Genomic DNA, 14,182 nt, shown 5'->3' on the forward strand with positions numbered 1-14,182 from the left:
GTCAGGCGTCGGCGAAGCGGTGCGGGTGGGCGGGGTAGACGCCCATGATCTGCACGTCGGTCGAGAAGAACGCCAGCTCCTCCAGCGCACGCGCCAGCGGCGGGTCGTCCGGGTGGCCGTCGACCTCCACGAGGAACATCGTCGCGGCGAACGTGCCGCCGACCATGTAGCTCTCGAGCTTCGTCATGTTGATCCCGTTGGTGGCGAAGCCTCCGAGCGCCTTGTAGAGCGCCGCCGGGATGTTGCGGACGTGGAACACGAACGTCGTCACGGTCGGCCAGTCGCCCGGCGGCGGCACCTCCGGCTGACGCGAGAGTACGACGAACCGCGTCGTGTTGTGCTCCTCGTCCTCGACGGTGCTCGCCAGCGTCTCGAGCCCGTACGTCCGGGCGGCCAGCGGCGTCGCCAGCGCGGCCTTCGTCGGGTCGCCCCACTCCGCGACCTCGCGTGCTGCGCCGGCGGTGTCGCCGGCGATGACCGGGGTGAGCCCGTGCTCGCGGATGATGCGCCGGCACTGGCCGAGGGCGTGGACGTGGCTGTGGACCTCGGTGATCTGGTCCAGCGTCGCCCCGGGGACGGCGAGCAGGTCGAAGTGGATCGGGAGGAAGTACTCGCCGACGATGTGCAGCCCGGACGTCGGCAGGAAGTGGTGGATGTCGGCGACGCGGCCGGCGAGCGTGTTGTCGATCGGGATCATCGCGAGCCCCGCGCTCCCGTCGGTCACCGCCGCGAACGCGTCCTCGAACGACGCGCACGCCATCGGCTCCCAGTCGGGGTACGCGTCGGCGCAGGCGATGTGCGAGTTGGCGCCGGGCTCGCCCTGGTAGGCGATGCGGCGGGGGAGGTCGAGGTCGAGGCTCACGGCGCCCATCATCGCATCGCGACCGTACGCGCGGTCTCTCGCGAGGGGGCCCAGGGTCTCTCGCGAGGGGGCCCAGGGTCTCTCGCGAGGGTCAGGAGAGGCGGGTCGCGCCGTCGGCGGGCGCGACCACGAACGTCCGCGGCGCCGTGAAGTCGACCCGCGCGAAGGCGGCGGCCACGGCCTCGCCCACGGCCTCGACACGATCGGCCTCGACGAGCGCGATCGCCGACCCGCCGAACCCGCCGCCGGTCATCCGGGCGCCGAGCGCGCCGTTCTCCATCGCGGTCTCCACGGTGAGGTCGAGCTCGGGCGCGCTCACCTCGTAGTCGTCGCGCAAGGACGCGTGCGACGCGGACATCAGCTGCCCGAACTGTGCCCAGTCGCGGGACGACAGCGCCCGCGCGGCAGACCGTACGCGCTGGGTCTCGGTGATGACGTGGCGCAGCCGCGCCTTGAGCACCGGGTCGTCGACCTTCAGCACCGCGTCCGGCGGCGCGCTCGCCAGCCGGTCGACGCCCAGCAGCTCGCCCAGCTCCTCGGTCTGCGCGCGCCGCACGCCGTACTCGCCGGTGGCCAGGCTGTGCTTCGCCTGCGTGTCGACGACGACCAGGGCGTAGCCGTCCTCGACCCAGTGCGCGGGCACCGCGCGTACCGACGGTGGCGTCGGCGCGGTCTCGATCATGAGCGCGTGGCCCTTCTCGCCGCACAGCGACGCGAGCTGGTCCATCGACCCGGTCGGCGCGCCGACGTACTCGTTCTCGCCCCGCTGGCAGGTCAGCGCCAGCGTGATCGGGTCGATCTCCCAGCCCTCGGCGCCGGCGAGCGCGACGGCCACGCCGCACTCGAGCGCGGCCGAGCTCGACAAGCCAGCGCCGAGCGGGACGTCGGAGGAGACGACGAGGTCGGCACCGCCCGTACGGTGCCCGGACTGCGCCAGCGCCCACACGGTCCCGGCGACGTAGCGGGCCCAGCCCTTGACGTCGCCCGGCGTCGTGTCGGCGCCGAACTCCACCGAGCGGTCCGAGATCCCCGACCAGACGCGCACCCGCCCGTCGTCGCGCCTGCGGACCTTCACCGTGGTGCGCAGGTCGAGCGCGATCGGCATCACGGGGCCACCCACGTAGTCGAGGTGCTCACCGATGAGGTTGACGCGGCCAGGTGCGGCCCACGTGCCGATCTCGCCAGGGGCCAGGGGCTGCGGTGCCGTCATGCGGCCATCCTCGCGCATGCCCTCTGGCTACGCTGGAGGGGTGGACGAGACCCTGTGGAACATCGCCCTCGTACTCGTGTTCATCCTCCTCGGCGGCGTGTTCGCGGCGGCGGAGATGGCGCTGGTGTCGTTGCGCGACTCCCAGCTTCCCGAGATCGCGAGCCGCGGCAAGCGTGGAGCGACGGTCGCCCGCCTGGCCTCCGACCCCAACCGCTTCCTGTCCGCGGTGCAGATCGGCGTCACCCTGTCCGGCTTCCTGTCGGCGGCCTTCGGCGGCGCCACCCTCGCGAACGACCTGAGCCCGCTCTTCGTGGAGGCCGGGATGTCGAGCGGTGTCGCCTCCGCCCTCGCGCTGGTCCTCGTGACGGTCTTCATCTCCTACCTGTCCATCGTGTTCTCCGAGCTCACCGCGAAGCGCCTCGCGATGCAGCACGCGGTCTCGTTCTCCCTCGCTCTGGCCCCGGGGGTGGACGCCATCGCCAAAGTCGCGACCCCGGTGATCTGGCTGCTGTCGGTCTCGACGAACTTCGTGGTCCGGATGCTCGGGGGCGATCCCTCCGCCGCGCGCGAGGAGATCACCGACGTCGAGCTGCGAGGTCTCGTGCAGACCACGCACGGCTTGTCCGACGAGGAGCGCCGCATCGTCGAGGACGTCTTCGCCGCCGGCGACCTGCAGGTGCGCGAGGTGATGCTGCCGCGCACCGAGGTCGACTTCATGGACGTCGCGACCCCCGTCTACAAGGCGGTCCAGCTGGCTCGGGAGAAGCCGCACTCCCGCTACCCGGTCATCCGCAGCAGCGCCGACGAGGTCGAGGGGTTCGTGCACGTGCGCGACCTGTTCGACCCCGGCATGCGCGACCGCTCCGTACGAGTCGGCGACCTCGTCCGCGAGGTCATGCGGATCCCGGGCACCCGCAACGTGCTGGCGGCGATCACGGACATGCGGCGCGCCAAGATCCACCTCGCGATCGTCCTCGACGAGTACGGCGGCACGGATGGGATCGTCACCCTCGAGGACCTCGTCGAGGAGCTGGTCGGCGACATCCGTGACGAGTACGACACCGCCGACGCCGAGACCACCCGCCTCCACGGCGGGGCGATGGAGGTCGACGGGCTGCTCAACCGCGACGCGTTCGCCGACGAGACCGGCATCGAGCTCCCCGAGGGCCCGTTCGAGACGATCGCCGGGTACGTCGTGGCGCGGCTGGGTCGGATCCCGGCCGTCGGCGACTCCGTCCGTCTCGACGGCCACCGCCTCACCGTCTCGGCGATGGACGGGCGACGCGCGTCGCGCCTGCGCGTGGAGGCCGAGCCGGACGTCGACGCGGAGCGCGAGAGCGGGCTGGCAGAATCGGACCATGCCTGACGCGACCACCCGCCCCCGTGTGCTCTCCGGTATCCAGCCGACCGCGGACTCGTTCCACCTCGGCAACTACCTCGGAGCGCTGCGGCACTGGGTGGCGCTCCAGGAGGACTACGACGCCTACTACTTCATCCCCGACCTGCACGCGATCACGGTCGCGTTCGACCCGGCGACCGTGCACGACCGCACGTACCGCGCCGCGGCCCAGCTGCTCGCGCTGGGGCTGGACCCGAAGCGCAGCACGCTCTTCGTCCAGAGCCACGTCCCCGAGCACGCCGAGCTCGCCTGGGTCCTGAACTGCCTCACCGGCTTCGGCGAGGCGCGGCGCATGACGCAGTTCAAGGACAAGTCGGCCAAGGGCGGCGTCGAGGCGGCGTCGGTCGGCCTCTTCACGTACCCCGTCCTCATGGCGGCGGACGTGCTGCTCTACCAGGCCGACGGCGTGCCCGTCGGCGAGGACCAGCGCCAGCACCTCGAGCTCACCCGCGACCTCGCGCAGCGCTTCAACGCACGCTACGGCGACACGTTCACCGTGCCGGAGCCGTTCATCGTGTCCGACACCGCCAAGATCCTGGACCTCCAGGACCCGACGATCAAGATGAGCAAGTCGGCGTCGTCGCCCAAGGGCATCCTGGAGATCCTCGAGGAGCCGAAGTCGGCCGCGAAGAAGATCCGCTCCGCCGTCACCGACTCCGACGGTGAGGTGCGCTTCGACCGCGAGAACAAGCCCGGCGTCTCCAACCTGCTCTCGATCTACGCCGCCCTCACCGGACGCCCGGTCGACGAGATCGTCGCGCAGTACGAAGGGCAGGGCTACGGCGCGTTCAAGGTCGACCTCGGGGAGGTCGTGTCCGAGTTCGTGACGCCCCTGCGTGAGCGCACCAACGAGCTGCTCGACGACAAGGCAGAGCTGGACGCGATCCTGCGCGACGGCGCCCAGCAGGCCCGGGAGGTCGCGTCCAAGACGCTGCGCGACGTCTACGACCGGGTGGGCTTCGTACGCGCGTCGTAGGCCTCGACCGGGACGTGCCTGCGGACGCTAGGGTGGTCGCCATGCCCACGATCGGCGTCGCTATTCCCGTTCCTGACCCTTGGGGCAGCGAGTTGCGCGAGCGCCGAGCCGAGTTCGGCGACCCGCAGGCGGTGCTCGTCCCCTCGCACGTGACGCTGCTGCCGCCGACCGAGGTCGCCGACCACGCCTTGGAGCAGATCTACGCCAAGCTCACGGTGGACGCGACGAACGTGGAGCCGTTCACGATGCGGCTGCGCGGCACCGGCACGTTCCGTCCGATCTCGCCGGTGGTGTTCGTCGCGGTGAGCGAGGGCATCTCCAGCACCGAGCAGCTCGCCAAGCACGTCCGCGACGGATTGCTGGAGGGGGAGCTGGAGTTCCCGTTCCACCCGCACGTCACCGTCGCCCACCGGCTGAGCGACGACGCGCTCGACCACGCGTACGAGGCGTTGGCCGACTTCGAGTGCGAGTTCGAGGTGCAGGCGTTCGCGGTGTACCTGCACGATGACGAGGCAGGCTGGGTGCCGTTCCGGGAGTTCGAGCTCGGCTGACGGCCCTGCACGGGCCGAGACGGGGGAACGGCTGGTGGGAAGGCTCATCGCGCGGCTGAAGGCGTGGTTCGCAGGTGTACGGCGCCGGTGGCCGTTCGTCGACCACGTCGTCCGCACCGTGCAGCACTTCGGGCGGGTCCGGGGCAGCATCCTCTCCGGCGGCATCACGTACTTCGGCTTCTTGTCGGTCTTCCCGATCCTCGCGCTCGCGTTCTTCGTGGTGGGCTACGTCGCCGAGTACTTCCCCGGGGTGCAGGACGCCCTCGAGACGGCGATCAACCAGATCCTGCCCGGGATCGTGACCACGCAGGACCCGCCGCCCGCCGGCAAGATCTCGTTCGACCAGATCGCGGCCACCCGCAACATCGCCGGCGTCCTCGGCGCCCTGGGTGTGCTGTACACCGGTCTCGGGTTCGTCTCCAACCTGCGCACGTCGCTCGAGGGAGCCTTCGAGGTGCCGCCGCAGAGGTCGTACGGGTTCCTGCCGGGCAAGCTGCGCGACCTCGCCACGCTGGTGCTCGTGGGGCTGATCCTGCTGGTCACCGTCGGCATCTCGGGCGCCGTCACCCAGTACACAGGGGACCTGCTGCGCGCGATCGGAGTCGACAGCACGCCGGTCGACCTCGCCGTGAAGGTCCTGAGCGTCGTCCTCGGCGTCGCCTCGGGTGCGCTGCTGTTCTTCGCCCTCTACAAGATCCTTCCGCACACCGACGTGCCCGACCACGCGCTCTGGCGCGGCGCGATCGTGGCAGCCGTGGGCTTCGAGGTCGTCAAGCAGCTCGCGTCACTCATCCTGGGTGCGGCCGCCGGTGGTGCGCTCGCGTCGCTGGCGTTGTCGGTGACGCTGCTGGTCTGGATCTACTACTTCGCCCAGCTCACGATCTACGGCGCGTCGTGGGCCGTGACCGCTCCTGAGGCGCGGCGTCGCGGGGTCGAGGTGGTCCCGCACGTCGTCCCGGCCTTCGACGGCGTCGAGGCGGGAGGTGTGGCCCCGGTGGCGGCGCCCGCCGAGCGTCGCGAGGTGCTCGCTCCGTCTCGTACGTTGCTGGTAGCGGGGGCGCTCGCCGCCGCGGCGTGGGCCTGGGTACGGCACGACAAGGCGAGGAGCAGGCAGTGACGGTGGTGTTGCCCGAGCGCGAACAGATCGAGGAGACGTACGCGCGGCTGCGGTCGATGGTGCGCCGGACGCCGGTCGTCGAGATCGCCGGCGGGGACCTGGGAGTCGGTGGGCGCGTGCTGCTGAAGCTCGAGCTCCTCCAGCACACCGGCTCGTTCAAGGCCCGCGGCGCCCTCAACACCGTCCTCGGCATGCCGGAGGGGACGACGGGCGCCGTGGCGGCGTCGGGCGGCAACCACGGCGCGGCCGTGGCCTGGGCGTGCGGCATCGCGGGGATCGAGGCCGACGTCTTCGTCCCGGCGACGTCGCCGGTCGAGAAGGTGCGCCGGATCGAGCGGTACGGCGCGACGGCGCACGTGGTCGACGGGTACTACGCCAACGCGTACGAGGCGTCGCTGGAGTGGGCGCAGGGCCGCGCCGTCGTCCCCGTCCACGCCTACGACGCGGACGCGATCGTCGCGGGCGCGGCCGGGGTGGGGATCGAGATCGGCGACCAGGCCCCGTACGCCCGCCGGGTGCTGGTCCCGTGCGGTGGCGGCGGGCTGTACAGCGGCACGGCGCTCGCGCTGCGTGACCAGATGCCCGTGGTGCCGGTCGAGCCGGAGCGATGCCCGTCGCTGGCCGCGTCGCTGGAGGCCGGTGAGCGTGTCGACGTCGAGGTCTCGGGCGTGGCGGCGGACTCACTCGGCGCGGGGCGCGTGGGCGAGCGTGCCTTCGCCGTGGCGCGCGCGCTCGAGGCGGAGCCGCTGCTGGTGAGCGACGACCAGATCCTGGCTGCGCGGCGGCTGCTCTGGGAGGAGTGCCGGGTCCTCGCGGAGCCGGGCGGCGTGACCGCGCTGGCCGCGCTGGTGGCGGGCAAGGTCGACGTCCGTGACGGCGAGACCGTGGTCGTCGTGATCTCGGGGGCCAACCACCCGACGGTCCCGGAGGACGTCGTCGCGCCGGTGTCGGCCTGAGAGCGTCAGCCGATGAGGTCCACGTCGCCCAGCTGGTCGGCGGCGAGGCCGTGCAGGTGCTCCACGAGCTGGTCCCGGAACGCCTGCGAGGCCAGGGGCATCGCGAGGGTCCGCCGGTGGGCGAGCGCGATGGTCCGGGTGAGCTCGGGCGAGACGATGGGCGTCGCTCGCAGGCCGGGCCGCGAGGCGAGCACCATGCTGGGCACGACGGCGTAGCCGAGCCCCGCCTCCACGAACCGCAGGACGGCGTTCATCTCGCCGCCCTCGATCGCCATCGTCGGCTCGAACCCGGCGTCGAGGCACGCGTTGGTCGTCGTGTCGCGCAGGTCGTAGCCCTCGCGGAACATGACGAGCGGCACGCCCTCGAGGTCACTGACGGTGACCGGTCCCGGACCGAGCCCCGGCCCGTCGGCGGGCCCCGCGACGACCAGGCGCTCGCGCAGCAGCGGCGTCGCCACCAGGTCGGGGTCGTCCCCCCGCAACGGCACGATGACGAGGGCCAGGTCGAGCGCGCCACGTCCCAGGTCACGGGTGAGCAGCCGTGAGCCGCCTTCGGTGACCTCGAGCTCGATGCCCGGGTACGCCGACCGGAACGCCACCATGGCGTCGGCCATCAGTCCGTCCCACATCGACGGCGTCGCGCCGACGCGTACGCGCCCGCGCTGGAGGCCGCTGACCTCGCGCACCGCCCGCTGCCCCTCGTCGACCTCGATGAGGATCTCCTGGGCGTGGGGGAGGAGCGCCTCGCCCGCGGGTGTCAGGCGGACGTCCCCGCGCTCGCGGGCGAACAGCGCCGTACCGAGGGAGTTCTCGAGCACGCGGATCTGCTTGGACAGGGTGGGCTGGGAGACGCCGCACTCCTCGGCGGCCTGGGTGAAGTGCCGGGTCCGGGCCACGGCGACGAAGTATCCGAGCTGGTGGATCTGCACCCCTCCAGTGTTCCATAGCCATCGGCTATGAAAGTGAGCCTTAGTATGACTTGGCGCACTCGCCATCCTCCGGCCTATCGTGATCAGGTGGCGACAACCGAGATGACCAAGCAGCGGGTGGGCGCACGGCGTTCCACCGTCGCGCTCAAAGCGCTCATGGCGGTCAGCGGCCTCCTCATGGTCGGCTACCTCCTGCTTCACATGTACGGCAACCTCAAGGTCTTCAGCGGCCAGGTGAAGTTCGACGAGTACTCGCACCACCTCCGCACCCTGGGCGAGCCGATCCTTCCGTACGAGGGCGCGCTCTGGATCATCCGCGTGGTCCTGCTGGCCGCGATCATCGCGCACGTCTACTCGGCGGTGGTGCTGACGATCCGCGACCGCAAGGCGACGCGGGTGGGTTCGGGGCCGCGCTACAAGTCGAAGCAGAACAAGCGCGGCTTCCAGCGCACCTACGCGTCGTTCACCCTGCGCTGGGGCGGCGTCATCATCTTCCTGTTCATCATCTTCCACCTGCTCAACCTGACGACGAACGACATCGCTCCCGGCGGCGCGTCGCCGAGCCCGTACGTGCGGGTGATGAACACGTTCAGCGAGTGGTACATGGTGCTCGCGTACACGCTCGCGCTGCTCGCGGTCGGGTTCCACCTCCGGCACGGCGTGTGGGCCGCCGGCATGACCCTCGGCGCCAACACCAGCGTGAAGGCGCGCCGCAACCTCAACGTCCTCGCGTACGCCGTGGCCGGGATCATCACCCTCGGGTTCCTCGTGCCGCCGTTCGCCATCTTCTTCGGATGGGTGGGCTGAACCCCATGACCGTGACCGTCAACACTGAAGCACGCACCGACGACTTCACCGACCTGTACGACCTCGGTGCGCCGATCGCCGACACGAAGGCGCCCGACGTCGACGTGACGAAGCGCTGGGACACCCGTCGCTTCGAGGCGAAGCTCGTCAACCCGGCCAACCGCCGCAAGCTCAAGGTGATCATCGTCGGCACCGGCCTCGCCGGCGCCTCGGCCGCCGCCACGCTGGGCGAGGCCGGCTACCAGGTCACGAGCTTCTGCTACCAGGACAGCCCCCGTCGCGCGCACTCGATCGCCGCGCAGGGTGGCATCAACGCCGCGAAGAACTACCGCAACGACGGCGACTCGATCTACCGCCTCTTCTACGACACGGTGAAGGGCGGCGACTTCCGCAGCCGCGAGTCGAACGTCTACCGCCTGGCGCAGGTCTCGGTCGAGATCATCGACCAGTGCGTCGCGCAGGGCGTGCCGTTCGCGCGCGAGTACGGCGGCCTGCTCGACAACCGCTCCTTCGGCGGCGTCCAGGTGTCGCGCACGTTCTACGCCCGCGGCCAGACGGGCCAGCAGCTGCTGCTCGGCGCCTACCAGGCGCTGGAGCGTCAGGTCGCGGCCGGCACGGTCGTCAACCACACACGGCACGAGATGCTCGAGGTGATCGTCGCCGACGGGCGTGCCCGCGGCGTGATCGTCCGCGACATGGTGACCGGCGAGATCGAGACCCACTTCGCCGACGCCGTGGTGCTGGCCACCGGCGGCTACGGCAACGTCTTCTTCCTGTCGACGAACGCGATGGGCTGCAACGTCACCGCCAACTGGCGTGCGCACCGCAAGGGCGCCTACTTCGGCAACCCCTGCTACACGCAGATCCACCCGACCTGCATCCCCGTCTCGGGCGACTACCAGTCCAAGCTCACGCTGATGAGCGAGTCGCTGCGCAACGACGGCCGCATCTGGGTCCCGAAGAAGGCCGGCGACGACCGTCCTGCCTCGCAGATCCCCGAGGAGGACCGCGACTACTACCTGGAGCGGCAGTACCCCTCCTTCGGCAACCTGGTGCCCCGCGACATCGCCTCGCGTGCCGCCAAGTACGTCTGCGACGAGGGACGTGGCGTCGGTCCCGGCGGCCTCGGCGTCTACCTGGACTTCGCGGACGCGATCACGCGTCTGGGGCGCGACACCGTCGAGGCGAAGTACGGCAACCTCTTCGACATGTACGCCCAGATCACCGGCGAGAACCCGTACGAGACGCCGATGCGGATCTACCCGGCGGTCCACTACACGATGGGCGGGCTCTGGGTCGACTACGACCTGCAGAGCTCGATCACCGGCCTGTTCGTGACCGGCGAGGCGAACTTCTCCGACCACGGCGCGAACCGCCTCGGCGCCAGCGCGCTGATGCAGGGTCTGGCCGACGGCTACTTCGTGCTCCCGTACACGCTGGCGAACTACCTCGCCGACGGGCCGTTCGACGCCATCGACGAGACCCACCCGGCCGCCGTCGAGGCCAAGAAGCAGGTCACCGACCGCATCGAGAAGCTGCTGTCGGTCAACGGCACCCGTACGGTCGACTCGTTCCACCGCGAGCTCGGCAACATCATGTGGGAGTACTGCGGCATGGCCCGCAGCGAGGGCGGCCTGCTCAAGGCGATCGAGCTCATCCGTGAGCTGCGCACCGAGTTCTGGCGCAACGTCAAGGTGACCGGTGTCAACGAGGACCTCAACCAGACCCTCGAGCGCGCCGGCCGCGTGGCCGACTTCATCGACCTCGGCGAGCTGATGTGCATCGACGCGCTGCACCGTCGCGAGTCGTGCGGCGGTCACTTCCGCGTCGAGAGCCAGACCGAGGACGGCGAGGCGCTGCGTCACGACGACGAGTTCGCCTACGTGGCCGCCTGGGAGTTCGGAGGGGACGGCGGCAAGCCGATCCTCCACAAGGAAGCCCTGATCTACCAGAACGTCGAGATGAAGCAGCGGAGCTACAAGTGAAGATCACCGTTCGTGTGTGGCGTCAGGCCAACCCGTCCGCCGAGGGCAAGATGGTCGCCTACGACCTCGACCACGTCTCGGAGCACATGTCGTTCCTCGAGATGCTCGACGTGCTCAACGAGCGCCTCACCCTCGAGGGCGAGGAGCCGATCGCGTTCGACAGCGACTGCCGCGAGGGCATCTGCGGCATGTGCGGCCTGGTGATCAACGGCCTCGCCCACGGTCCTGAGCGCACGACCACGTGCCAGCTGCACATGCGTTCGTTCAAGGACGGCGACGTCATCGACATCGAGCCCTGGCGCTCCTCGTCGTTCCCGGTCGTGAAGGACCTGGTCGTCGACCGCGGCGCGTTCGACCGCATCATCGCGGCCGGCGGCTACATCAGCGCCCCGACGGGTTCGGCCCCGGAGGCCAACAACCTGCCGGTCCCGAAGGCCGACGCCGACCACGCGTTCGAGGCGGCGACGTGCATCGGCTGCGGCGCCTGCGTGGCCGCGTGCCCCAACGGCTCCGCGATGCTCTTCACCGCGGCGAAGATCACCCACCTCGGTCTGCTCCCTCAGGGACAGCCGGAGCGGACCTCGCGGGTCATCGGCATGGTGGAGCAGCACGACGCCGAGGGCTTCGGCAACTGCACCAACATCGGTGAGTGCACGGCGGCCTGCCCCAAGGGCATCCCGCTGGACACGATCTCGCGCCTCAACCGCGACCTGCTCGGCGCCCTCGCGAAGGGCAAGGCCTGACGGTCTCCCGTACGACGGCCCCGCGGCTGCCTCACGGCGGCTGCGGGGCCGTCGTCTCGTCCGGCATCGCCCGGGCCCGCCTGCCGAACGCCGGGCGTTAGCCTGGGGGCATGCCCACCCCTGCAGACCTCGTCTCGGCTGTCGATGCGCTCGTTCCCGACCTGCTCGACGTCCGACGCGACCTGCACGCCCACCCCGAGCTTTCCTGGCAGGAGCACCGCACCACCGAGGTCGTCGCCCGGTGGCTGGACAAGTTCGGCATCGAGTCGAAGCGGCTCGACCCGACCGGCCTGGTCGCCGACATCGGTGAGCACGACGGGATGATCGTGGCGCTGCGGGCAGACCTCGACGCGCTCCCGGTCGCCGACAAGACCTCGGACCCGTGGCGCTCGACCGTCCCGGGTGTGGCGCACGCGTGCGGGCACGACGTGCACACCGCCGCCCTGCTCGGGGCCGCCGGCGCGCTCGCCCGCTTCTCCCGCGACGGCGGTCTTCCGGTCCGCGTGCGGCTGGTGTTCCAGCCCGCGGAGGAGGTCATGCCCGGCGGCGCCCTCGCCGTCCTGGCCGCCGGCGCCCTGTCCGGGGTCTCGCGGACGTTCGCGCTGCACTGCGACCCGTCGCTCGACGTCGGCCTCGTCGGGCTGCGCGAGGGTTCGATCACCGGCGCGGCCGACCGGGTCCGTATCCAGCTGACCGGCCGCGGCGGGCACACGTCGCGCCCGCACCTGACCCAGGACCTCACCTTCGCCCTGGCGACGCTGTGCACCCAGCTGCCGGCCGCGCTCTCGCGACGTCTCGACCCGCGCGCCGGTGCGAGCCTGGTCTGGGGCAGCATCAACGCCGGCAGCGCACCCAACGTCATCCCCGCGACCGGCGAGGCCACCGGGACCCTGCGCATGCTCGACGCGACCGCTTGGCACGAGGCCGAGCACCTCGTACGGGCGCTGGTGCGCGAGATCGTCTCCCCGTACGGGGTCGACGCCGAGGTCACCTACACGCAGGGGGTGCCGCCGGTGGTCAACGACGTCGAGTCGACCGAGATCCTGCGCGACGCGGCCGCGGTGGCGCTGGGCCCGAGCGCGGTGACGACGACGAGCCAGAGCCTCGGGGGAGAGGACTTCGCGTGGTTCGTGGAGTCGGTCCCCGGATCGATGGGCCGCCTCGGGACACGCACGCCCGGCGGCCCCACGTACGACCTCCACCAGGGCAACCTGCGCGTCGACGAGCGGGCGGTCGCGATCGGTGCGAAGGTGCTCGCGATGGCGGCGCTGGCCAGCGCGGCGGTCGTCTGACAGAGTGCCCGGAGGCCGCGACTACGGCAACCTTCGACAGCGTCCAGGCGGCGCGCCTGTGGGCAATCACCTGGCTCCGCCCCGGCTGGAGGCAAAGGTCGCCCACCAGGGTAACAAGTGAGTATCGGGTCTCCTTACGGCGAGGGGTTCGCCCTTGTGTCAAGGGGCGGCGGGGTTATGGTTCGAAAATCCTCCGGGGCTGGCCCGGAGTGAGGAAACAAACTCGTGACTGAGGAGTCCTCTTGCGTCGAATGGGCAAGATCACCGCGCTGGCCGCGGTGGCCGTGCTGGCTCTGGCCGGCTGCGGCAGCGACGATGACAACGGCGACGACAAGAACGCCGGCAGCAGCAACACGCTGGACTGCGGCGTCGCCGATGGTGACGGCCCGAAGGTCGGCATCGCTTACGACGTGGGCGGACAGGGCGACAAGTCGTTCAACGACGCCGCCGCTGTCGGTGTGAAGAAGGCCGTCGACGAGCTCGGTGCGCAGTGCACCGAGGCCGAGGCGCAGGACGGCGAGGCCGAGTCGGCCCGCGAGGACCGCCTCCGTCAGCTCGCCGACGGTGGGCACAACCCGATCGTCGCGGTCGGATTCCTCTACAGCGAGGCCGTCAACAAGGTCGCTCCGGACTACCCGGAGATCAACTTCGACGTCGTCGACGGCTTCGACCCCGACGACCAGCCGAACGAGAACGTCGCCTACCTCACCTTCGCCGAGGAGCAGGGCTCCTTCCTCGTCGGTGCTGCGGCCGCGCTGAAGTCGAAGTCCGGCAACGTCGGCTTCGTCGGTGGCGTGAACTCCGACCTCATCAAGAAGTTCGAGGCCGGCTACACCGCGGGCGCCAAGGCCGTGAAGTCGGACATCGAGGTCCAGGTCAAGTACATCGAGGAGTCGGACGCGAGCGGCTTCAACGACCCGGCCGGCGGCAAGGCTGCGGCGACCGGCATGTTCGACCAGGGTGCTGACGTGGTCTACCACGCGTCGGGCGGCTCGGGTGCGGGCGTGTTCCAGGCCGCGGTCGAGGCCGGCGACGGCATGTGGGCCATCGGCGTCGACTCCGACCAGTGGCAGACCGCCTCGGAGTCGGAGAAGCCGCACATCCTGACCTCGATGCTCAAGCGCGTCGACGTCGCGGCCTTCGACGCGATCAGCGCCGTGGCCGAGGGTTCGCCGCTGTCGGGCTACCAGACGTACGATCTGGCCAAGGACGGCGTCGGCTACGCCACCTCCGGCGGCTTCGTCGACGACATCATCGGCGACCTCGACGGCTACGCCGATCAGATCAAGAGCGGCGAGATCAAGGTTCCGACCGCGCCGTGATCGCCTCGGAGGGCTCGCTGAGCAGCCCTCCAC

13 protein-coding genes are annotated in these 14,182 nt (G+C 70.7%); 10 read left to right on the forward strand and 3 right to left on the reverse strand.

The window, feature by feature from the left end:
• Nucleotide 1: 1 nt before the first annotated feature.
• Both NYZ95_RS08625 and galK read right to left on the reverse strand, forming a co-directional pair.
• Complete coding sequence (locus tag NYZ95_RS08625) at nt 2-862, reverse strand: prephenate dehydratase (protein ID WP_262850664.1); 861 nt, start codon at nt 860-862, stop codon at nt 2-4.
• Between the two features lie 91 nt (nt 863-953).
• Entirely contained in the window at nt 954-2,072 is a 1,119-nt protein-coding gene (gene galK, locus NYZ95_RS08630) for a galactokinase (RefSeq protein ID WP_262850666.1), read from the reverse strand.
• A 40-nt stretch (nt 2,073-2,112) separates the two neighbouring features.
• Between galK and NYZ95_RS08635 the strand changes: the two genes are divergently transcribed.
• Genes NYZ95_RS08635 through NYZ95_RS08655 form a run of 5 tightly spaced genes read left to right on the forward strand, consistent with a single transcriptional unit; the run spans nt 2,113 to nt 7,071 of the window.
• Nucleotides 2,113-3,438 carry a hemolysin family protein gene (locus NYZ95_RS08635; RefSeq protein WP_262850668.1) on the forward strand — a complete coding sequence of 442 codons (1,326 nt, stop codon included), beginning with the start codon at nt 2,113-2,115 and terminating at the stop codon, nt 3,436-3,438.
• Nucleotides 3,431-4,447, forward strand: a complete 1,017-nt coding sequence (gene trpS / locus NYZ95_RS08640) for a tryptophan--tRNA ligase (protein WP_262850670.1) — start codon at nt 3,431-3,433, stop codon at nt 4,445-4,447. The genes NYZ95_RS08635 and trpS overlap by 8 nt, the downstream gene beginning before the upstream one ends.
• A gap of 41 nt (nt 4,448-4,488) precedes the next feature.
• Complete coding sequence (locus tag NYZ95_RS08645; RefSeq protein WP_262850672.1) at nt 4,489-4,998, forward strand: 2'-5' RNA ligase family protein; 510 nt, start codon at nt 4,489-4,491, stop codon at nt 4,996-4,998.
• A gap of 34 nt (nt 4,999-5,032) precedes the next feature.
• Entirely contained in the window at nt 5,033-6,115 is a 1,083-nt protein-coding gene (locus NYZ95_RS08650; protein WP_262850674.1) for a YihY/virulence factor BrkB family protein, read from the forward strand.
• Nucleotides 6,112-7,071: a serine/threonine dehydratase gene (locus NYZ95_RS08655; protein ID WP_262850675.1), complete on the forward strand. Its 960-nt coding sequence runs from the start codon at nt 6,112-6,114 to the stop codon at nt 7,069-7,071. The genes NYZ95_RS08650 and NYZ95_RS08655 overlap by 4 nt, the downstream gene beginning before the upstream one ends.
• 5 nt (nt 7,072-7,076) lie before the next feature.
• On the opposite strand, the gene NYZ95_RS08660 is transcribed toward NYZ95_RS08655, so the two are convergent.
• Nucleotides 7,077-8,000: a LysR family transcriptional regulator gene (locus tag NYZ95_RS08660; protein WP_262850677.1), complete on the reverse strand. Its 924-nt coding sequence runs from the start codon at nt 7,998-8,000 to the stop codon at nt 7,077-7,079.
• A gap of 87 nt (nt 8,001-8,087) precedes the next feature.
• On the opposite strand from NYZ95_RS08660, the gene NYZ95_RS08665 reads away from it, so the two are divergent.
• From NYZ95_RS08665 to NYZ95_RS08685, 5 genes are all read left to right on the forward strand, one after another.
• Nucleotides 8,088-8,807, forward strand: coding sequence for a succinate dehydrogenase cytochrome b subunit (locus NYZ95_RS08665; RefSeq protein WP_262850679.1), 720 nt, complete (start codon nt 8,088-8,090; stop codon nt 8,805-8,807).
• Between the two features lie 5 nt (nt 8,808-8,812).
• The gene (locus tag NYZ95_RS08670; protein WP_262850681.1) at nt 8,813-10,792 is read left to right on the forward strand and encodes a fumarate reductase/succinate dehydrogenase flavoprotein subunit; all 1,980 of its coding nucleotides are present in this window, start codon (nt 8,813-8,815) and stop codon (nt 10,790-10,792) included.
• Nucleotides 10,789-11,535 carry a succinate dehydrogenase/fumarate reductase iron-sulfur subunit gene (locus tag NYZ95_RS08675; protein ID WP_262850683.1) on the forward strand — a complete coding sequence of 249 codons (747 nt, stop codon included), beginning with the start codon at nt 10,789-10,791 and terminating at the stop codon, nt 11,533-11,535. The genes NYZ95_RS08670 and NYZ95_RS08675 overlap by 4 nt, the downstream gene beginning before the upstream one ends.
• Nucleotides 11,536-11,645: 110 nt before the next feature.
• On the forward strand, nt 11,646-12,827 hold the full coding sequence (locus NYZ95_RS08680) for an amidohydrolase (protein ID WP_262850684.1): 1,182 nt from the start codon (nt 11,646-11,648) through the stop codon (nt 12,825-12,827).
• Between the two features lie 251 nt (nt 12,828-13,078).
• Nucleotides 13,079-14,149: a BMP family lipoprotein gene (locus tag NYZ95_RS08685; protein ID WP_262850686.1), complete on the forward strand. Its 1,071-nt coding sequence runs from the start codon at nt 13,079-13,081 to the stop codon at nt 14,147-14,149.
• Nucleotides 14,150-14,182 lie beyond the last annotated feature (33 nt).

This window comes from Mumia quercus (genome assembly GCF_025506335.1).
Classification (GTDB): domain Bacteria; phylum Actinomycetota; class Actinomycetes; order Propionibacteriales; family Nocardioidaceae; genus Mumia; species Mumia quercus.